Annotated in this window: 19 protein-coding genes; 12 read left to right on the top strand and 7 right to left on the bottom strand. The window is 66.7% G+C overall.

Going from position 1 to position 20,392, the window contains the following annotated elements; translation table 11 throughout:
- Nucleotides 1–45: 45 nt before the first annotated feature.
- Genes H7290_RS09810 through H7290_RS09800 form a run of 3 tightly spaced genes read left to right on the top strand, consistent with a single transcriptional unit; the run spans nt 46 to nt 3,410 of the window.
- Complete coding sequence (locus H7290_RS09810) at nt 46–1,125, top strand: Xaa-Pro peptidase family protein (RefSeq protein WP_290513834.1); 1,080 nt, start codon at nt 46–48, stop codon at nt 1,123–1,125.
- The gene (gene lnt / locus H7290_RS09805; protein ID WP_290513833.1) at nt 1,122–2,654 is read left to right on the top strand and encodes an apolipoprotein N-acyltransferase; all 1,533 of its coding nucleotides are present in this window, start codon (nt 1,122–1,124) and stop codon (nt 2,652–2,654) included. Before H7290_RS09810 ends, lnt begins: the two co-directional genes overlap by 4 nt.
- A 6-nt stretch (nt 2,655–2,660) precedes the next feature.
- The gene (locus H7290_RS09800) at nt 2,661–3,410 is read left to right on the top strand and encodes a polyprenol monophosphomannose synthase (protein ID WP_290513832.1); all 750 of its coding nucleotides are present in this window, start codon (nt 2,661–2,663) and stop codon (nt 3,408–3,410) included.
- Between the two features lie 78 nt (nt 3,411–3,488).
- Here the strand turns inward: H7290_RS09800 and H7290_RS09795 are convergent, their stop codons facing one another.
- From H7290_RS09795 to H7290_RS09775, 5 genes are all read right to left on the bottom strand, one after another.
- Nucleotides 3,489–3,869 (bottom strand): RNA polymerase-binding protein RbpA, encoded by a 381-nt coding sequence (locus H7290_RS09795; protein ID WP_290513831.1) that lies wholly within the window; start codon nt 3,867–3,869, stop codon nt 3,489–3,491.
- 107 nt (nt 3,870–3,976) lie between these two features.
- Nucleotides 3,977–5,329, bottom strand: coding sequence for an MFS transporter (locus tag H7290_RS09790; protein WP_290513830.1), 1,353 nt, complete (start codon nt 5,327–5,329; stop codon nt 3,977–3,979).
- The gene (locus H7290_RS09785) at nt 5,326–6,099 is read right to left on the bottom strand and encodes a glycerophosphodiester phosphodiesterase family protein (RefSeq protein WP_290513829.1); all 774 of its coding nucleotides are present in this window, start codon (nt 6,097–6,099) and stop codon (nt 5,326–5,328) included. The genes H7290_RS09790 and H7290_RS09785 overlap by 4 nt, the downstream gene beginning before the upstream one ends.
- Nucleotides 6,100–6,149: 50 nt before the next feature.
- Complete coding sequence (locus H7290_RS09780; protein WP_290513828.1) at nt 6,150–7,685, bottom strand: UDP-N-acetylglucosamine 1-carboxyvinyltransferase; 1,536 nt, start codon at nt 7,683–7,685, stop codon at nt 6,150–6,152.
- A 73-nt stretch (nt 7,686–7,758) separates the two neighbouring features.
- Nucleotides 7,759–8,403 (bottom strand): MBL fold metallo-hydrolase, encoded by a 645-nt coding sequence (locus H7290_RS09775; protein WP_290513827.1) that lies wholly within the window; start codon nt 8,401–8,403, stop codon nt 7,759–7,761.
- Nucleotides 8,404–8,459: 56 nt separating this feature from the next.
- Here H7290_RS09775 and H7290_RS09770 point away from each other — a divergent pair, with 56 nt between their 5' ends.
- A complete protein-coding gene (locus H7290_RS09770) occupies nt 8,460–9,356 on the top strand; it encodes an alpha/beta hydrolase (protein WP_290513826.1) in 897 nt (298 codons plus the stop codon).
- 10 nt (nt 9,357–9,366) lie between these two features.
- Here H7290_RS09770 and H7290_RS09765 read toward each other — a convergent pair whose 3' ends face one another.
- Entirely contained in the window at nt 9,367–9,615 is a 249-nt protein-coding gene (locus tag H7290_RS09765; RefSeq protein ID WP_290513825.1) for a DUF2630 family protein, read from the bottom strand.
- 331 nt (nt 9,616–9,946) lie between these two features.
- Between H7290_RS09765 and H7290_RS09760 the strand changes: the two genes are divergently transcribed.
- The 6 genes from H7290_RS09760 (at nt 9,947) to H7290_RS09735 (ending at nt 17,540) form a co-directional block, all read left to right on the top strand.
- Nucleotides 9,947–10,138 (top strand): hypothetical protein, encoded by a 192-nt coding sequence (locus H7290_RS09760; protein ID WP_290513824.1) that lies wholly within the window; start codon nt 9,947–9,949, stop codon nt 10,136–10,138.
- A gap of 187 nt (nt 10,139–10,325) precedes the next feature.
- Nucleotides 10,326–10,775 carry a pyridoxamine 5'-phosphate oxidase family protein gene (locus H7290_RS09755; RefSeq protein WP_290513823.1) on the top strand — a complete coding sequence of 150 codons (450 nt, stop codon included), beginning with the start codon at nt 10,326–10,328 and terminating at the stop codon, nt 10,773–10,775.
- Nucleotides 10,776–10,910: 135 nt separating this feature from the next.
- Nucleotides 10,911–12,098, top strand: a complete 1,188-nt coding sequence (locus H7290_RS09750; RefSeq protein WP_290513822.1) for an SGNH/GDSL hydrolase family protein — start codon at nt 10,911–10,913, stop codon at nt 12,096–12,098.
- 171 nt (nt 12,099–12,269) lie between these two features.
- Entirely contained in the window at nt 12,270–14,660 is a 2,391-nt protein-coding gene (locus H7290_RS09745; RefSeq protein WP_290513821.1) for an excinuclease ABC subunit UvrA, read from the top strand.
- Between the two features lie 110 nt (nt 14,661–14,770).
- On the top strand, nt 14,771–16,885 hold the full coding sequence (locus tag H7290_RS09740; protein ID WP_290513820.1) for a phosphocholine-specific phospholipase C: 2,115 nt from the start codon (nt 14,771–14,773) through the stop codon (nt 16,883–16,885).
- A gap of 64 nt (nt 16,886–16,949) precedes the next feature.
- Entirely contained in the window at nt 16,950–17,540 is a 591-nt protein-coding gene (locus H7290_RS09735) for a rhomboid family intramembrane serine protease (RefSeq protein WP_290513819.1), read from the top strand.
- Between the two features lie 3 nt (nt 17,541–17,543).
- On the opposite strand, the gene H7290_RS09730 is transcribed toward H7290_RS09735, so the two are convergent.
- Nucleotides 17,544–18,014 carry a MerR family transcriptional regulator gene (locus H7290_RS09730; protein ID WP_290513818.1) on the bottom strand — a complete coding sequence of 157 codons (471 nt, stop codon included), beginning with the start codon at nt 18,012–18,014 and terminating at the stop codon, nt 17,544–17,546.
- A 190-nt stretch (nt 18,015–18,204) separates the two neighbouring features.
- Between H7290_RS09730 and H7290_RS09725 the strand changes: the two genes are divergently transcribed.
- Both H7290_RS09725 and H7290_RS09720 read left to right on the top strand, forming a co-directional pair.
- On the top strand, nt 18,205–19,725 hold the full coding sequence (locus H7290_RS09725; RefSeq protein ID WP_290513817.1) for a SulP family inorganic anion transporter: 1,521 nt from the start codon (nt 18,205–18,207) through the stop codon (nt 19,723–19,725).
- A 298-nt stretch (nt 19,726–20,023) separates the two neighbouring features.
- The coding region (locus H7290_RS09720; RefSeq protein ID WP_290513816.1) for a DUF4383 domain-containing protein at nt 20,024–20,392 on the top strand (369 nt) is incomplete at its 3' end.

The raw sequence follows: 20,392 nt of genomic DNA, 5'->3' as shown, positions 1-20,392 counted from the left end.
CCTGCACATGAACGGGCATCACCTTCACGCAGGTATCGTCGTCACGTGAGCAGATGGCGCAAGGCACAGCAACTGGCCGCATCCGAGGGCATCGACACCCTCCTCATCACCCCGGGGGCCGACCTTCGATACCTCACCGGCTACACCGCGCTACCGCTCGAACGGTTGACGTGCCTGGTGCTGCCGGCGCGCGGCGAGCCCACCCTCGTTGTTCCTGCGCTCGAAAGGGCGGCCGCCGTGGCATCAGGCGTCGACATCGAGATCGCCTCCTGGAAGGAGGCAGACGATCCGTTTGCCCTCGTCGCGTCGCTCGTGGGCGACGTTGCCATGGTCGGTCTGGACGACCACATGTGGGCCACCCGGGTCTTCTCGCTGCGCGATGCTCTCCCCACGGCGCAGCAGGTGCTCGCCGGTCCCCTCGTGCAGCAGCTCCGCATCCGCAAGGACGACGACGAGGTGGCCGCACTGCGCGACGCCGGTCTCGCGATCGACCGTGTGCACCGTCGCATGGGGGAGTGGCTCCGCCCCGGGCGCACCGAGCGTGAGGTCGGCGCCGACATCGCGCGCGCCATCATCGACGAGGGCCACGTGACCGTCGACTTCGTCATCGTCGGCTCCGGGCCGAACGGCGCCTCGCCGCATCACGAGGTGTCCGACCGGGTCATCGAGCCGGGCGACCCCGTGGTCGTCGACATCGGCGGCACCACAGCGCTGGGCTACTGCTCGGACTCGACGCGCAACTACCTCGCCGGCGGCACCGTGCCGAGTGACTACCTCGACGCATACGCCGTGCTCGAGGCCGCCCAGCAGGCCCAGCGCGATCACGCCCGGCCGGGGGTCACCGCTGAGTCGGTCGACGCCGTTGGCCGTGCGATCATCGACGAGGCGGGATTCGGCGAGCTCTTCATCCACCGAACCGGGCACGGCATCGGCCAGGAGACCCACGAAGATCCCTATATCGTCAAGGGCAACGACCTGGTGCTCGAGGAAGGCATGGCCTTCTCGATCGAGCCCGGCATCTACACCGAGGGCCGATTCGGCGCCCGCATCGAGGACATCGTGGTCTGCACGGCTGACGGTCTCGAGGTTCTCAACAACACGCCACGAGGGCTCGTCGAGCTGTGACCGAGACCCTGCGGACGCGCATGCGTGTGGCGACGGGGGGAGTGTTGATCAGCAGGCGGTTCGCCCTTCCGCTCGCCGCGGGGCTGGGCGTCCTCTCGTCGCTCGCCTTCGAGCCGGTTGCGCTGCCGTACGCGATGGTCGTCGCCGTGGCCGGGCTTGTCTGGCTCGCGAAGCGACTCGACGCCGCGCGCAAGCGCACCGTCGCCCTCGTCGGGTTCTCCTACGGGCTCGGCTTCATGTTGCCGCTGATCTTCTGGATGAAGGCGGTGAGCCTCGGTGCCTACATCGGTCTCGTGCCGGTCGAGGCGGCCTTCTACGCACCGCTCATGCTCGCGATGCGGGCGGCGGTGCGCCTCCGGGCATGGCCGTTGTGGGGTGCGGCCGTGTGGGTGCTCGGCGAGTACGTCCGTGGGTCGGTGCCGTTCGGGGGCTTCCCCTGGGGCCGACTCGCGCACACGTCGATCGACACACCGTTCTCGTCCTATGCCCGGCTGCTCGGCACCTCCGGCACGAGCGCCGTGATGTTCGTCGTTGCGGCACTTCTCCTTCTCGCCGTCACCGGCCCCGCATGGCGTCAGCGCGGCCTCGCCGCGCTCGGCATTGTCGGCCTCACTCTCCTCGCCATCATCCTGCCCACTGGCATCGCCGGGGCCGACGGCACACGGCAGGTGGCGCTCGTCCAGGGCGACGTCCCGGGCGTCTTCCTGACCTGGCCCCGCGGCGAGATCTTCGATCTGCACGCCGCCGAGACTGACAAGCTGGCAGCGCGCATCGAGGCGGGCAAAGTGCCACGTCCCGACATGGTCCTGTGGCCGGAGAACTCGACCGACATCGACCCGTATCACGACGCCTACGTGCGCGCCCGCATCCAAGGCCTCTCGTCCAGGCTGGAGGCGCCCATCCTGGTCGGCGGGATCTTTGACGGACCCACCGTCGACACGTCCTACAACGCCGGCGTCGTGTGGGACGCCAACGGGCCGGGCGACCGCTACGTCAAGCGCAACGTGGTCGCCTACGGCGAGTACGTCCCCTTTCGCAAGCTGCTGGGGTCGGTCGTGCCTCGCCTGTCTCGCGACATCCCGCGGGACATGCTGCCCGGCAAGAAGCCCGGAGCACTGACGATCGGTGACACGGTGGTGGGCGACGCCATCTGCTGGGACATCGCCGACGACGGCGCCATCCACGAGGCGGTGAACGCTGGGGCGCAGGTACTGGTGGTACAGACCAGCAACGCCAGCTTCACCGGCACGTCCCAGCCCGAGCAGCAGTGGGACATCTCGCGGCTGCGCGCCATCGAGACCGGGAGATGGGTGCTCGTGCCGTCGACCAACGGCATCAGCGGAGTTGTCGATCCCGAAGGCAACCCTGTGCAGCGGGCACCCCTGCACCAGCCTGCGACACTCAGTGCCAAGGTGACGCTCGCCTCGGGCACGACACCTGCGCAGCATCTGGCAGAACCGCTGCAGTATCTGCTCCTGACCCTGGGTCTGGGAGCATGGTTCCTCGGTACACGACGCAAGAAGGGGTGAGGCATCGTGCGGACGCTTGTCATCATCCCGACGTTCAACGAGTCGGCCAATCTCGAGCTCATCGTGAACCGGGTCCACACCTGCCAGCCCGGCGTCGACATCCTGGTTGCAGACGACGGCTCGCCTGACGGCACCGGTGACATCGCCGACCGTCTTGCCGTGGACCCGCGGGTCCACGTTCTGCATCGCGAGTCCAAGCAGGGCCTCGGTTCGGCGTATCGGGCCGGATTCGCCTGGGGCCTCGACCGTGGCTACGACGTGCTGGTCGAGATGGATGCCGACGGCTCGCATCTGCCCGAGGAGCTCGAACGACTCCTCAGCACCAGTGCCGCAGGCGCCGACCTCGTGCTCGGCTCACGCTGGGTGCCCGGCGGCGGAGTCGTCAACTGGCCGTGGCACCGACGCATGATCTCGCGCGGGGGAACCCTCTACGCCCGAATCATGCTGGGAATCCACGTGCGCGACGCCACGGGCGGTTACCGCGCCTTCCGACGGGCAACCCTCGAGCGACTCCCGCTCGACGAGGTCGCCTCGCAGGGCTACTGCTTCCAGATCGACATGGCCAGGCGCGTCTTGGCCGAGGGCATGTCGATCGTCGAAGTGCCGATCACGTTCGTCGAGCGCGAGCGCGGGGAGTCCAAGATGAGCGGCGCGATCGTGCGTGAGGCCTTGTGGCGGGTCACGGTGTGGGGCCTTGCACGGCTCGTCCCACGGTCGCTGCGCCGAGATCGGACACCGCACTCCACCTCGGTATGAGGGTGAAACACCAAGACCCCGGCCGGGGCCGGGGTCTTTCGGTGTGGGGCAGCAGTGCGTGACGGCCACCCCGGTGATTTAAGCGCTCTTCTTCTTCTTGCTGGCGCGGTGCAGGTGCGGCGGGCCGATCTCTCCACGACGGAGCAGGTCGAGCCGCTCGGTGAGGATCTCTTCCAGCTCGTCGACCGAACGACGCTCCAGCAACATGTCCCAGTGTGTGCGCACTGGCTTTTCAGCCTTGCCCTCTGGCTTGACGCCATTGAGCTGGCGGCCGATCTGGCCTGTCTTGGGGTCTTCCCATTCGAACGGAATCTCTGCCTCGTCCGCCATGGTGACCGAGAACGAGTGCCCATCGGGGCACACGTACTCGACCTGTTGACGGGGAGCCATCTCCACGCCACGCTCGTCCTCGAAGCTCTGTGTTCCGAGTCGCGCGCCTCGCAATGCACGTTCAGCCATGTGAGTCCCCTCTCGTTGCCGTACCAACTTTAACGTATCGGACCCACGTGAGATTCCCCTGAACGGTAAGTGGTTCTGACCAGTGGGTCACGCGAAGGTCCCATGCGTCACACGATCGCGGGAACCTCGTTGCCGGCCTCGATGATTCCCTTGCGCGGGTCGAGCCTGTAGAGCAGTCCGCCACCCACCACGAAGAACAGGATCAGCGCGAGGATGGCGGGTCGGTAGGAGTTGGTGAGCTGGTGGACGACACCGAAGACCAGGGTGCCGAGCCAGCTCGTCCCCCGCTCGCACGCCTGGTAGAGGCTGAAGTACTCCGCCTCCCGGCCGCGCGGGATGAGCTGGGAGAAGAACGACCTCGACAGTGCCTGCGTTCCACCGAGAACGAGACCGATGGCCACCGCGAGCAACAAGAAAGGCACGATCTGCTTCTCCGGCAGGAAGTAGCCGGCGCACACCACGAACACCCAGACGACGAGTCCGCCCATGATGGTGCGGTGGCTCCCGATCCGCGCCGCGAGCCGGCCGAAGATCAGCGCACCGGCGAAGGCCACGAACTGGACGATCAGGATGATGGCGATCAGGACGCTGGTGCCGAACCCGAGCTCTTTGTCGCCGTAGACGGACGCCGAGTAGATCACCGTCTGGATGCCGTCGTTGTAGAGCAGGTAGGCGGCAAGGAAGAGCAGCGTCTGCGGATAGTTGCGGAGCTCGCGGAGCGTGCGGAACAGCTGCCCGAAGCTGCGCTGCAGCAGCGTTGTTCCTTCGACCGGCACGGCCCCGCGCGGCGCCCTGTCCTTGATGCCGCGGTAGGGGATGAAGGTGAAGTAGGCCCACCACACCGCCGCCGAGAGCAGGCTGATGCGCACCGCCATCTCCGTTGAGAGACCGAACGGGAGCACTGTGACGAGTGCCAGGTTGATGGCCAGCAGCAACCCGCCGCCGAGGTAGCCGAATGCCCAGCCCTGCGATGAGATGCGATCTCGTTCGTCGGGCCCGGCAACCTCGATGAGGATCGCGTCGTACACCACGATCGAGGAGGCGTAAAAGATGTTCGCCACGAGCAGCAGACCGGCGCCGAGCTGCCAGTTGGAGCCGGTGACGAAGAACATCAGGGCCGCAACGGCCGCTCCGCCCCAGGCGAGGCGAGCCATCATGGTGCGTTTGGACTCTGACCGGTCCGCGATCGCCCCGACGATGGGCAGGATGAACGCCGACAGGACGGTCGAGATCGTCACGACGTAGAAGACCAACGAGCCCGCCGAGACCGACAGCCCCAGAACCGAGAGGTTCTCGGTGCACTTGCGGTCCTCGTCGCCGACGAACCCGCAGGCGGCCCTCTCGGCGACGCTCGTGAGGTACGGAGCGAACAGGACGGTGCCGATCGTCGTGATGTAGGCGGAGTTCGCCCAGTCGTAGAAGAACCACGCCTTCTGCTCCGGGTTGGCCTTGACGCTCATGCGTGGTCCCTCCAGATGCCTCGGGCGATCAGGACGTCCTTGAGGACGTCGGTCCGGTCGGTGATGATGCCGTCGACGCCGAGGTCGAGGAGCCGGTTGATCTGAAGAGCGTCGTCGATGGTCCAGACGTGCACCTGCAGGCCGAGCGCGTGCGCCCGGTCGATGAAGCGTCGGGTGACGACCCTGACCCCTCTGCTCCTGGGAGGCACCTGGAGGCACACCGGCTGTGAGCGTCGGAGCATCTTGAGTGCGAAGGTCGGCAGCATCATGAAGACGATGACCTCCACCATGGACGCGGACGTCGCGACCCCCGGGAGCCTGCGTCGGAGGCGGCGGAGCCGTCGATGAGAGAACGAGGCGAGGCAGGTGCGCTGCACAGCGTCATGTGCCTCGACGACCGCACAGGTCGCCTCGAGCGTCTCGTCGGACTTCACGTCGATGTTGAGCCTGGCCTCGGGAAAGGCGTCGTAGATGGCGCCCAGTCGGGTCAACGGCTCGCGCTGGTCGAGGCGCTGCAGGTCGAGCTGCTCGGCGCCCATCGACCCGACGAGGTCGGGGCTGCCGGTCAGTCGATCGAGAGCCTTGTCGTGCACGGCGTAGACAACCCCGTCTGCCGAGCACCTGACGTCAGTCTCGAAGTACCGGTAACCCAGCCGGTAGGCGTGCGCGAACGCGGCGAGCGAGTTCTCGATGCCGACGTTCTCCGTGGTCATGGCACCACCCCGGTGCGCGAAGGCGAGTGGTGTGGGGGAGTCGAGGAAGCCGGACACACGATCACGCTATGCCCTCACTGGCTCAGCGAGAACCCCCGTCCCGAGGCTCAGATGTCGCGGAACGTCTCGATCTGCGCACCGAGGGCGTTGAGGCGCTCGGCGAGGTCTTCGTAGCCGCGATTGATGACGTACACGCTGCGCAGCACGGAAGTGCCCTTCGCGGCGAGCATGGCTAGCAGGATCACGACGGCGGGACGCAGCGCCGGAGGGCAGATCAGCTCGGCACCGCTCCAGTGGGTCGGTCCCTCGATGAGCACCCGGTGCGGATCGAGCAGCTTGACCTGTGCCCCGAGCTTGTTGAGCTCGGTCAGGTAGATGGCCCGGTTCTCGTACACCCAGTCGTGCAGCATCGTCTGACCCTCGGCCGTCGCGGCGATGACGGCGAAGAACGGCAGGTTGTCGATGTTCAGGCCCGGGAAGGGCATGGGGTGGATCTTGTCGATCGGGGCGTGCAAGGCCGAAGGGTGCGTCGTGATGTCGACCAGACGGGTGGCGCCGTTCTCTGCCGGATATTCCTCGGTCCGGTCGTACTGGAATCCCATCTCCTCCAGCAGGGCGAGCTCGATCTCCATGAACTCGATCGGCACCCGGCGGACCGTGATGCTTGACTTGGTGACAATCGCGGCAGCGATGAGGCTCATGGCCTCGATGGGGTCTTCGCTCGGCGCGTAGTCGACATCGCAGTTGATGACCGGCTTGCCGGTGATGCGCAACGTCGTCGTGCCGATGCCCTCGATGCCGACTCCCAGCTTGACGAGGAAGAAGCACAGGTCCTGCACCATGTAGTTGGGGCTGGCGTTGCGGATCGTGGTGACGCCGTCGTAGCGGGCGGCAGCGAGCAGCGCGTTCTCCGTGACGGTGTCCCCGCGCTCGGTGAGCACGATCGGCCGCTCCGGCCCGACGCCCGCGGCGTGGGTTGCGTGATAGCTGCCATCTGTTGCCACGACCTTCAGACCGAAGGGGCGCAAAGCAGTCATGTGCGGCTCCACGGTGCGCGTGCCGAGGTCGCAGCCGCCCGCATACGGCAGCTCGAAGTCGTCGTAGCGGTGCATCAGCGGGCCGAGGAACATGATGATGCTGCGCGTGCGACGGGCTGCATCGGCGTCCATCGCGGCGAGGTCGAGGGTCGCCGGCACTATCAGCTCGAGGTCGTTCTGGTCGTTGAGCCAGGTGGCCTTGACGCCGATCGACGTCAGCACCTCCAGCAGACGGTTGACCTCTTCGATGCGCGCAACCTTGCGGAGCACGGTGGTGCCGGCGTTGAGGAGACAGGCGCAGAGCAGGCCGACGCCCGCGTTCTTGCTCGACTTGACGTCAATGGCACCGGAGAGCGTGGTTCCGCCGGCAACGCGAAGGTGGCTGGGGCCGGAGGTGCCGACCGTCACGAGCTCGGAGTCCAGAGCGCTGCCGATGCGGGCAAGCATGTCGAGAGTGAGGTTCTGCTGGCCCTTCTCGATGCGATTGACCGCGCTCTGGCTGGTCTTGAGCTCGAGGGCCAGCTCGGCCTGGGTGAGTCCGCTGTGGTGTCGGGCGTCCCTGATGAGGGCACCGATCCGGCTCAGGTAGTCATCGCGCACAGTCATGTGTTCCACCTTATCTCTGTTGTGAGATAACTCAATTGTCCAGTTGGGATGGAGGGAGGTCAACACCGGAATGTCAGACGACGATCGAGTCAGCCTGACCAAGTCGGCGGCTGTCGTCCACGCCACCGAAGCCGACGATCTGCTGCCAGTAGACGCCGTATCCGACCTCGGAGATCGTGCAGTCGTGGATGGGGAACAGCGTCTTCGGCGCGACGCGGGTGATGAAGTCAATCGTCTCGCTGACCTTGGCCCACGGCGCGGAGACAGGGAGCGCCAGGATGTCGACGCCAGGAGGCGCGTGCTCGTAGGAGTCGCCGGGGTGAAACAACGTCGGCTCGCCCTCTGCAGCGAGCAACACGCCGATGTTGGCCACGCGGGGGATCATCGGCAGGATCACCGCGTGCTCGGCCCCGACACCGCAGACCGTCACACCCTTGATGTGGGTGTCGAGCCCATCGGCGTTGGGCTGCCAGTCACCGAACCCCAGCGATGTCGCACTGTGCGGGTCGGAGATCAGGACGGCGCCGGGGTTGCGCTCGAGCAGGGCCGGAGCGCGCTGGCCATCGATGTGGTCGGGATGCTGGTGCGTCACCACGATGGCGTCGAGGTCTTCCAGCTCGAAGACCTCGGAGAGGCTGAACATGCCCGGATCAATCAGGACACGGGTGTCGGCCGCCTCCACGAGGACGGCTGCGTGTCCGAAGCGAGTGATCTGCATGGCGTCCATCTTGCACCCGCACCCAACATCGGGGCCGGTGGTGTCGAAGCACGGACATGGGACTGACATCGGACGTGACCGCACTCATGATGCAGGCTGCCGCCAAGCGCACCGCACGACATGGAGACGGCCTGGTCTTCAGCGGCGCAGACCTGCCGGCACCACTCAAGCGGCGGGTCCCGACCCGCCACGGACGGGTGCGGGTCGACCTCTACCTGCCACCCGGTGTTGAGCGACCACCCGTCTATGTGCACCTGCACGGTGGCGGATTCGTGATGCGCTTCCCGAAGATGGACGACTTCTTCTGCCGTTTCGTGGTGGCCGAGGCGGGCGTCGCTGTGGTGAACGTCGACTATGACGTCGCCCCCCAGGTGCGCTATCCCGTCGCTCAGGAGCAGTCGCACGACGTGTACGCCTGGCTTGCCGAGAACGCAGGGGAGTGGGGCCTCGACCCCGAGCGTCTCGCGATCGGGGGCTTCAGCGCCGGGGGCAACCTTGCCGCATCTGCCTGTCTGCAGATCCGAGACCGGAGCACCCCGAAACCTCGCCTGCAGCTGCTCGGCGTGCCGTCGCTCGACGTCGCGGGGGACATCCACTCCAAGCCGTCGACCGTGGCCGACCCGATGATCGGACCAGGCCTCCTCAGGCTGGTGCGTGCGACCTACTTCAAAGATGCGTCGCGACGTACGGAGCCCTACGCCTCACCGTTGTTCGTCGACCATGTCACCGGGCTGCCGCCCACGGTCGTCGTCACGGCCGAGCACGATGCCCTACGTGCCGAGGGCGATGCTTACGCCGCACGCCTCGCCGACGCGGGGCTGCTCGTCGAGCACCGGGTGGTTCAAGGGCGCGACCACTACTTCCTCGACGGCAACCCGCGGGAGGCCCGGGCGGTGCTCGACGTCCTCGCTGCGCACCTGCGCAACGCCCTGGCGGCAGAGCCCATCACCTGACAGGCCGCGGTCAGTTGAGGTACTTCTCCACGACGTCGCCGGTGCGCTCGGAGGCGTTGTCAGGGGAGCCCCCGGTCTCTCGCAGCGCCTTGCGCTGACGGAGCAGGTCCCATGCCTGGTCGAGCTCGATCTCGATCTGCTTCAGTCGCGCCTGCTCCTCGCCCTGGGAGACCTCGTGCTTGCCCAGCTGCTCACGCAGGATCTTCTCTTCGGCGACCAACGCGGTGATGTGCTCGTGGATCCCTTGATCTGTCGTCATGCGGGGAGTCTACGTCTGATCGACCCGCGCCGAACGGGATCGACAACGTCGCCACGTCCGGCTCATTATCTCCGACGTACCGCGTCGTCAGGGCACGCCGCTGACGCACAGCCGGGTCCTGCAGCCTCCGTTCTCCCCACGCAGTCCGGCCGATCGGGTGATGATGCCAGAGGTTGACCGGGATGATCGCCGCAGTGGCCCACGGGAGTCGCACCGGAAGGTCGAGGTCTCGCATCCCTTGGCGTCCAAGGAAGGGTCGCGGCATGCTGAGCAGCCTCGCTCGGGCGAACGTCCTCCTGACCCGGGCGAAACGAGCGAGGTGAAGCCGTGCTTGCGCACTGACGATGTCGTTGGCGAGCAGTGCGCCGTTGAACAACCCGCGAGTCGCGGAGCGTTCCGACTGGTTGATCACCTCACAGTCCAGCACGTCCTGGAGGAGCCGCCGATCTCGCGCGAGCGGTTCATCGGCGAGCTCACGTCACTGACACTCGCCTACGTCGAGCCAGCGGGATCCCGCGCGTAGGCGACCCGAACGCGAGCGCCCCCGAAGTCCTCCCGATTCGGGACCAACGGCGGTGGCCGCGCCGACGCAACATCGTCACGATGAGGGCAGGCGGCCGGTCCAGCCACCACGACACGCTCATGGTGGCCGGGCAGGCTTCGCAGGAACCGCGAGGCCTCAGAAGCATGGCGGGAATGGAAGGATCCACATGACCGAGACGAAGAATGGTCTGGCCGGCACCCTGACGGAGATGGCCGAAGCGGAGTGTCTCGAGCTTCTCAGCACCACGGCAGTCGGACGTATCGCGTTCGTCAATGCCGACGGCCAACAGTTGATCCCCGTGAATTTCATCGTGCTTGATGGCCTCATCTACTTCCGGACCGTGTACACCGGACTCTTGTCCGAGTTGTCTCGCGGGCACGACGATGTGGCCTTCGGCGTCGATCACTACGAGGTCGCCTCCCGCACGGGCTGGAACGTCACGGCCAAGGGAAGCGCCAGGGAGGTCGAGGACCGCGCGACCATCAACAAGGTCCTGGGCGACACGCACCTCCACCCGTGGGCAGGCGGCGTTCGGTCGACAGTGATCGAGGTGCGGCCCACATCGGTGGCTGGGCGGAGAGTCTCTGATCCCAGCGTGGCCACACCACGTCCTTGACCGAGATGGTCATCGCCTTCACCGCTGATGAAGGGTGTTCCCGGCTTCTCCCCCCCAGCACTCTGTTGGCACAGTGGGGATAGTTGGGACAGTGGGGGTAGTTGGCACAGTAGGAGCAGTTGGCACAGTGAGGGCATGAACTCCCAGCCCGTCCCGGCCGACTGGATCACCACGCCCATCACGACAGACATCCTGCGGGGCGCCCTCGACCTACAACACACCGAGCACGGTGTCCTGCCGCATCGACTCCCAGCGTGGGCGCGCCAGCAGATTCCCGATGGACAGCTGGCCATGGCGGAGGCACAACCCTCCGGCGTACGGCTGGTCTTCCGTACGAGGGCCACCACCATGGAGCTCGACGTGCTTCCCACCAAGATTGCCTACGTGGGCGCACCTCCCCGCCCGGACGGCGTGTACGACCTGCTGGTCGACGGCCGTCTCACTGGCCGGGCGATCGCGCCAGGCGGCAACGTCCTGACCGTGGACATGTCCACCGGGTCCACGGTCACCCGGCCCGGCGACGTCAGCACAGTCCGTTTCGCCGACCTGTCCGCCGACCTGAAGGATGTCGAGATCTGGTTGACATTCAGGGAGGTCACCGAGCTCGTCACGCTGCGCACCAACGCCCCTGTCGAGCCCGCGTCTGACCGCGGGCGTGGCGTGTGGCTGCATCACGGCAGCTCGATCAGCCACGGCTCAGACGCGGAGAGCCCCACCACGACATGGCCGGCGCTGGCTGCCTCCCGAGGTGACGTGGACCTGATCAATCTGGGCTTCGGCGGCAGCGCCCTGCTCGATCCGTTCGTCGCCCGAGCGATGCGGGACACCCCCGCCACGATGATCAGCGTCAAGATCGGCATCAACCTGGTCAATACCGATCTGATGCGGCTGCGCGCCTTCGGCCCTGCGGTGCACGGCTTCCTTGACACGATCCGCGATCGTCACCCCGCCACGCCGCTGCTGGTCGTCTCGCCAGTGCTGTGTCCCATCCACGAGAACGTCCCCGGCCCCTCGGCCCCCGATCTGACCAATCTCGTTGCTGGGAAGGTGCAGTTCAGGGCCACGGGTGACCCCTCGGACGGCACCCGTCTGACCCTCTCCATCATCCGGGAGGAACTTTCCCGCATCGCGGCACAACGAGCGGTCGATGACCTGAACCTGCACTATCTCGACGGTCGCAGGCTCTACGGAGAGAAGGACTTCGCTGAGCTGCCGCTGCCCGACCAGCTCCACCCGGACGCCGCAACGCACCGTCGCATCGGCGAACGGTTCGCGGCGATGATGTTCGGCGACGGTGGCGCGTTCAGTGCAAAGAGCGTCTGAGGCCTTCTGTCTCCGCAATTCCTGCGGCCCGGCGGCGCTGGCCGTCCGATGGCGCTGGGCGCCCCCGGCGTGACGTGGCAAGATCTCGCTCGTGACCAGCACACCTGCCGCGGCACGACACTGCTCGACCTCGTGCTGCTGCTCCGCGTCAACGAGATCAGCTGAAGCTCGATGACCGGTGTCAAGAAGACAGCCACGAAACGGCCTGCGCAGCACGCTGCCGACGACCACGACCTGATCCGCGTCCATGGCGCACGCGTCAACAACCTCAAGGACGTCAGCGTCGAGATCCCGAAGCGCCGACTGACGGTGTTCACAGGCGTCTCCGGCTCGGGCAAGAGCTCGCTGGTGTTCGGCACCATCGCCGCGGAGTCGCAGCGGATGATCAATGAGACCTACAGCGCCTTCGTGCAGGGGTTCATGCCGACGCTGGCACGACCCGAGGTCGACGTGCTCGAGGGGCTGACGACCGCGATCATCGTCGACCAGGAACCCATGGGCGCCAACCCCCGCTCGACCGTCGGTACCGCCACCGACGCCTACGCCATGCTGCGCATCCTGTTCAGCCGGCTCGGGAAGCCGCACGTCGGCTCACCCCAGGCATTCTCCTTCAACGTCGCCTCCATCTCGGGCGCGGGAGCAGTCACCATCAAGCGAGGCGGCGCCACCGTCAAGGAGCGACGCAGCTTCAGCATCACCGGCGGCATGTGCCCGCGCTGCGAGGGCCGGGGCGCCGTCACCGACATCGACCTCACCGCGCTGTACGACGACACCTTGTCGCTCAACGAGGGTGCGCTCACCATCCCCGGCTACAGCATGGATGGTTGGTACGGCCGGATCTTCAAGGGCAGCGGGTTCTTCGACCCGGACAAGGCGATCGGCACGTTCACGAAGAAGGAGCTGAACGACCTTCTTCACCGAGAGCCGACCAAGATCAAGGTCGATGGCATCAACCTCACCTACGAGGGCCTCATCCCGAGAATCCAGAAGTCGATGCTCTCCAAGGACGTCGAGGCGATGCAGCCGCACATCCGTGCCTTCGTCGAGCGCGCCGTCACCTTCGCCACGTGCCCGGAGTGCAGCGGCACCCGCCTCAGCGAGGGTGCTCGATCGTCGAAGATCAGGGGCAAGAACATCGCCGACGTCTGCGCCATGCAGATCAGCGACCTCGCCGTGTGGGTTCGTGACCTGGATGAGCCATCGGTCGGGCCGCTGCTGGGCACCTTGCGGCACGCTCTCGACTCGTTCGTGGGCATCGGGCTGGGCTACCTCTCTCTCGACCGGCCGGCGGGAACGTTGTCGGGCGGCGAGTCGCAGCGCGTCAAGATGATCCGCCACCTCGGGTCCTCGCTCACCGACGTCACCTACGTCTTCGACGAACCCACCATCGGCCTGCACCCCCATGACATCCAGCGGATGAACGACCTGCTGCTGCAGCTGCGCGACAAGGGCAACACGGTGCTGGTCGTCGAGCACAAGCCGGAGACCATCGCGATCGCCGACCACGTCGTCGACCTCGGCCCCAAGGCCGGCAGCGAGGGCGGCGAGGTGATGTTCGAGGGCACCGTCGACGGTCTGCGGGGCAGCGACACCATCACCGGTCGCCATCTCGACGACCGGGCGACCCTCAAGGCAGATCTCCGGACCTCGACGGAGGTGATGCAGGTGCGAAAGGCCGACACGCACAACCTCCGAGATGTCGACGTCGACATCCCGCTTGGCATCCTTGTCGTCGTCACTGGCGTCGCCGGGTCGGGCAAGAGCTCGCTGATCCACGGCTCGGTGGCCAGCAGAGACGGAGTGGTGTCGGTCGACCAGACGGCGATCAAGGGCTCTCGCCGCAGCAACCCGGCAACGTACACCGGGCTGCTCGAGCCGATTCGCAAGGCGTTCGCAAAGGCCAACGGCGTGAAGCCTGCGCTGTTCAGCGCCAACTCCGACGGCGCTTGCCCGAACTGCAACGGCACCGGCGTCATCTACACGGACCTGGCAATGATGGCGGGTGTCGCTGCCCCCTGCGAGGTGTGTGACGGCAAGCGTTTTCAGGCCGAGGTGCTCGAGCACACGTTCGGGGGCAAGAACATCAGCGAGGTGCTCGCGATGCGAGTGGCTGACGCGACCGAGTTCTTCGCTTCCGGCGAGGGCGAGAACCCAGCCGCGCACCGGATCCTGCAACGGCTGAGCGACGTCGGGCTCGGCTATCTCAGCCTCGGTCAGCCACTCACGACACTGTCCGGTGGCGAGCGGCAGCGGCTCAAGCTCGCCATCCGCATGGGGGACAAGGGCGACGTGTACGTCCTCGACGAGCCAACGACGGGTCTCCACCTGGCCGATGTCGAGCAGCTGCTCGGGCTGCTCGACAGGCTCGTCGACTCCGGCAAGTCGGTCATCGTCATCGCCCACCACCAAGCTGTCATGGCGCGCGCCGACTGGATCATCGACCTCGGCCCCGGCGCTGGTCACGACGGTGGCCAGGTCATCTTCGAGGGCACTCCCGCCGACCTCGTCGCGGCCCGTTCCACGCTCACCGGCGAGTACCTCGCGGCCTACGTCGGCACCTGACCCGGGCCCACGCCCTCGCCGACACCCAGTGACCCCCTCCGGGTCTCTGTGAGGCGAGACGACATCCGGAGTTCACCCGCTGGCCATGCCGCTCTGATCGGGTGAGGGACATGACACAGCTCTCGGGTCCCAGTCGTCGCCAGGTGCTCAAGGCCGGAGGGGCGGTGCTCGCGGCCGGCTCCCTGTTGCCCGCCTCGGTGCACCAGGCGATGGCCGCCAGTCCGCGCCGCGGCGGTCTGCGCGCCGTCGAGCACGTCATCCTCCTGATGCAGGAGAACCGCTCCTTCGACCACTACTACGGACGTCTGCGCGGCGTGCGGGGGTACGGCGACCGACACCTGCTGCGGCAGCGTGACGGCTCGAGCGTGCTGGCCCAGAAGGTGGCGGCCGGAACAGGGGAGGGGGTCGCTCACGTGCTGCCGTTCTCGCTGCGGGAGGCGGCAGTCGCGGCAGGCCGGCCCGTCGGTGACATCCAGTACCTCGACGCCCTGCCGCACGGCTTCACCGACGCGACCGACGCCTGGTCGAAGGGGTGGTGGGACCGGTGGGTGCCGGCCAAGGGCAAGGCGTCGATGACCTACTACGACCGCGCTGATGTGCCGCTGCAGTACGAGCTCTCCGAGACCTTCACCACCCTGGATGCCTACCACTGCTCGGTGTTCGGCTCCACCAACCCGAACCGCAACTACTTCTGGACCGGCACGACTGGCCACGAGCCTGACAGCGTCAAGCGTGCCGTGAGCAATGCGGCGTACTCCTACGATCACGCCGGCTACTCATGGACGACGTATCCCGAGCGTCTCGAGGCAGCGGGTGTGAGCTGGCAGATCTATCAGGAGTGGGACAACTTCACCGACAACGCCGTCGAGTACTTCACGCCGTTCAAACGGATCGGCACCAAGATGCTCGCGCACGTGACCGGCACCTACCGGACCACCGAGGAGTTCTACGACTCGCTGCACGGCAAGTCCTCCGCCGAGCAGGACGCCCTCCTCGCGCAGCTCGAGACGGGCCGGGCGAAGCTGAGCCCCCCGGAGCGGGGCCTCTTCGACAAGGCGATGTACCGCAGCCGGCCGGGCACGATGCTCGAGCGGTTCGGGGCCGACGTCAAGGCCGACACCCTGCCGACCGTGACGTGGCTGGTGCCGCCAGCAGCCCTGTCCGAACACCCCAGCGTGTCGACGCCGGTAGGGAGCGCCAACCTGATCTACGACCTGCTCGACGTGGTCGCCTCTGACCGCGAGACCTGGGCGAGCAGTGCGGTGCTGCTCAACTTCGACGAGAACGACGGCTTCTTCGACCACGTGCCCCCACCGGTGGCGCCGCGGCCTGCCTCGGGCAACGACGACGACTGGTACGACGGCAGGCCGGTCGGTCTCGGCCCCCGGGTGCCGATGACGATCGTGTCGCCCTGGACGGTGGGCGGGTTCGTCGACTCATCCGTGGCCGACCACACCTCAACGATCCGCTTCCTTGAGGCAGTGACGGGGGTCGCCGAGCCCAACATCTCCCAGTGGCGCCGACGAATCTGCTCAGACCTGACCACCGCCTTCGACTGGGACGGCCACGCCCGTCGGCCCGAGGTGACCCTGCCGGGTCCCGTGCCCAAGGCCATCGACCGATGGCGGCCGGAACCCCCCGCCGATCAGGACGTGCCGACACAGGAGCGAGGACGTCGGCCGGCTCGGCCGCTGCCCTACCAGCCGTCCGTCTCAGCCTCGGTCGAGCGCGGGCAGCTGGCGTTGGTGCTGGCCAACGGCGGGCGGCAGGCCCTCTCGTTCACCGTCTACCCGTACACCGGTGGCCCGGCAGATCCGGTCTTCGTGCCGGTCGAGCGGGGCCGTGAGCAGTTGCGCGTCGAACCACTCGACGGTCGCTGGGACCTGGCCGTGCAAGGACCCAACGGATTCTGGTGCGAGCTGGCCGGCTCGCTCGCCGGTCGGGCGGCCGGTGTCGACGTCCGCGCCTCCGCGAGGCCTTGGCGTTCTGGGCTCGCGCTCGAGCTGGTCAACGGCTCCCGGCACGCCGTCAGCCTGCTGCTGGAGCCGGGGGACTACTCCGGCCAGCGGCGGCTGGTCCGGCTGCGTCCCGGTGGCCGTGAGGACCTGCCCTGGCCGACCGACAGAGGATGGCACGACATCCAGATCACCTCACCTGACGACGACTCCTTCCGTCGCCGGCTCACCGGCCGCGTCGAGACCGGAAGGCCCACGCTCACGGCCTAGGAGCTGCCGGCTCTCGCGAGATCGGCTGAACCCCGCAGTTCACGTGAGCGCATACGATCGGCTCATGAGCACGCAGGGCACCAAATCCAGACTGATGTCGGTACCGGCACGCGCAGGAGCGCTCGCCGGCGGGTTCGTCGCGGTGCTGTACGTCATCGAGATGATCGACACGACGTTGTCCGGCCGCCTCGACCGGTACGGCGTGCACCCCCGCAGCGTGGGCGGCATCGACGGGATCGTGTTCGCGCCGTTGCTGCACGGCGGCTGGGGACACCTCATCGCCAACACCGTGCCGTTGCTCGTCCTGGGCTTCCTCGTGGCGTTGTCCGGCGCCCGTACCTGGGTGCGCGTCACCGCGATCGTGTGGGTGGTGGGCGGAGCAGGCGTCTGGCTGTTCGCCGGCTCCGGCACGAACCACATCGGTGCGTCAGGTGTCGTCTTCGGTTGGCTGGCCTACCTGATCGTGCGGGGCATCTTCACCCGAAGTCTCAGGCAGATCGCGCTCGGTGTCGTCGTCCTTCTGACGTACGGCGGCGTCCTGTGGGGCGTACTGCCGGGGCGGCCCGGTGTCTCGTGGCAGGGTCACCTGTTCGGCGCCGTTGCCGGCGCGCTCGCTGCCTGGCTGCTCGCGCGGCGACACGGGTCGCGGCGGTAGCGCTCAGTGCCGTTCGGCCAGGCTGGCTGCCTGCCTCACGGCGCTCTCCTGCTCAGGTTGAGTCACTTCCCGGACAAGAAGACCGATGAACTCATCAGCCATCCCGAGCTGACGTACAAGCTTTTCGCGACGCTGACCGGCGTCATCCTTCACGTCTGCCAGCTCGGCCACGGCCCGCTTGCGAGCTGACGCGAGAGCGGCCGGATCGCGCAGCGTCTCCAAGTTCGCCATCGTGGCCTTCATCTCATCCAAGCTGAATCCGAGCGGCTTCATGCGCCGGATGAGCAGGATCTTCTCGACGTCGTCCTCGGTGTAGAGCCGGAACCCACCATCAGTACGACCGGACGGCTCAAGGAGACCGACTTCCTCCCAGTGGCGAAGGCTGCGAAGCGACAGGTCGGTTCGTGCTCCGACCTCGCCGATATGCATCGCGCCCGTGGCCGGAGGCTCAGTCGGTGCTGCTTCGCTGACCATCGTGACCTCTCTCACTCGAACCGTTTCCAACCCTACTCTCACGTGAGGGTAGAGTTGATCACAGACTTCCGCCGGCAATCTTGCCGGTTCGCGTGCCCACAGGCCGCAACCGTCCCATCCTCTCTGCCCAGGCCGCACGCCTGCTCACGCAGCCGTCCTCGGCCAGGCATTCCCCGAACGGAGCACCCCTTTGACAGCCGCTGCGCCCGACAAGCGCCACGAATCCGCGGCGCTCGAACCCACTGTTCGCCATGCCCTGCGCTCACCCACGATGTTGCGCACCGAGGCCCTTGCTGGCCTCGTCGTCGCGCTCGCCCTCATTCCCGAAGCGATCTCGTTCTCCATCATCGCCGGCGTGGACCCTCGCGTCGGCCTGTCCGCGTCGTTCACGATGGCGGTGGCCATCTCGTTCCTCGGTGGCCGCCCCGCCATGATCTCCGCGGCCACCGGCGCCGTCGCCCTGGTCATCGCGCCGGTCATGCATGACTACGGGTACGACTTCCTCATCGCGACCGTCCTGCTCGGTGGCTTCATCCAGGTGATCCTCGCCGTCGCCGGAGTCGCCAAGCTCATGCGCTTCATCCCACGCTCAGTGATGGTCGGGTTCGTGAACGCTTTGGCCATCCTCATCTTCGAGGCCCAGATCGACCACATGATCGACGTCCCCTGGGCCGTCTACCCGATGGTGGCGACCGGCATCGCCGTGATGGTGGGGTTCCCGCGCGTCAACAAGATCATCCCTGCGCCGCTGGTGGCGATCGTCGCGTTGACCGCGTTCACCGTCGTCAGAGCCATCAACGTGCCGAACGTCGGCGACGAGGGCGCCCTGCCCGTCAGCCTGCCGACCTGGTTTCTCCCGGACGTCCCGTTCGACCTCGCGACCCTGAAGATCATCGCCCCCTACGCCCTGGCGATGGCTCTGGTTGGCATCCTCGAATCTCTGCTGACCGCCAAGCTCGTCGATGACATCACCGACACCGGCTCGAGCAAGACCCACGAAGCGTGGGGCCAAGGCGCCGCGAACATGATCACCGGATTCTTCGGAGGCATGGGCGGTTGCGCCATGATCGGCCAGACCATGATCAACGTGAAGGTTTCGGGTGCCCGCACCCGCCTCTCGACCTTCCTCGCCGGTGTGTTCCTGCTCATCCTGGTCGTCGGGTTCGGAGACGTCGTGGCACTCATCCCGATGGCAGCACTGGTCGCCGTGATGGTGATGGTCTCGGTAGGCACGTTCGATTGGCACTCGATCCGGCTCGTCACCTTGCGCAAGATGCCCAAGAGCGAGAGCACCGTCATGATCACGACCGTGGTCGTCACCGTCCTGACCCACAACCTCGCCATCGGCGTCGTCACCGGCGTCCTGGTCGCCATGACTCTGTTCGCCCGCAGGGTGGCGCACTTGACCGAGACCCACAGGGCCATCGTGGAGAACACTGACGGGACCTCGCAGGCGGTCTACACCGTCACCGGTGAGTTGTTCTTCGCCTCCAGCAACGAGCTGTACACACAGTTCTCTTACGCCGATGATCCCGACCATGTCGTGATCGACCTGACCCAGTCCCACATCTGGGATGCATCCACCGTCGCGTCGCTGGACGCCATCACAACCAAGTACGAACGCAAGGGCAAGACGGTGGAGATCATCGGTCTGAACGCCCCCAGTGCCGAGCGCCACGGACGACTGACCGGCGGCCTCACAAGTCACTGACGCTGCGCGCGTGCTCTCGGACGGCAGCCTTGTGACTGTCCCAGGAGAGAGCGTCAGTCCGGGTGTGGGGGACAGGTCCGTCCTGGGACAGCTTCAGCGGCACCGCTTCGGTTGTCTGGTCACAGCGCTCCCTTCTGGCGTCCGACATGTAGATGAGCGGAGAGGACCGCGGGCAGCGGTCAAACGCCGAATTGATCGGGCTGTACGACTCAACCACGCCACGCATCGGCTGAGATTAAGACGACCGGGGAGGGGTAAAACCGCTCCAGACAGAACGACAACCAAAGGAGAAGGACTCATGGCTACCGACAGAACCCCCCACACTGATCGTTCAGTCGAGAAGTCCGTCAAAGCGGTTGCTACAGCCGTTGGAGGGACATTCCTCCTCGTGGGCATCTTGGGGTTTGTCCCCGGCATCACGACCAACTACGACACTTTGACGTTCGCCAGCCACGACAGCGGAGCCAAGCTGCTGGGACTGTTCCAGGTGTCGATCCTGCACAACATCGTGCACCTGCTCTTCGGAGTCGCCGGGCTCGCGGCTGCGCGTCAGGTGCGGCAGGTCGTCCCGTACCTCCTCGGCGGTGCAGCGGTATATCTCCTGCTGACCATCTACGGGATCTTGATCGACCAGAACAGCAGCGCCAACTTCGTTCCCGTGAACTCT

This window comes from Aeromicrobium sp., from assembly GCF_014378035.1.
GTDB lineage: Bacteria > Actinomycetota > Actinomycetes > Propionibacteriales > Nocardioidaceae > Aeromicrobium.
The sequence above is the reverse complement of the archived record's forward strand: the minus strand, read 5'-3'. Positions and strand labels throughout refer to the sequence as shown.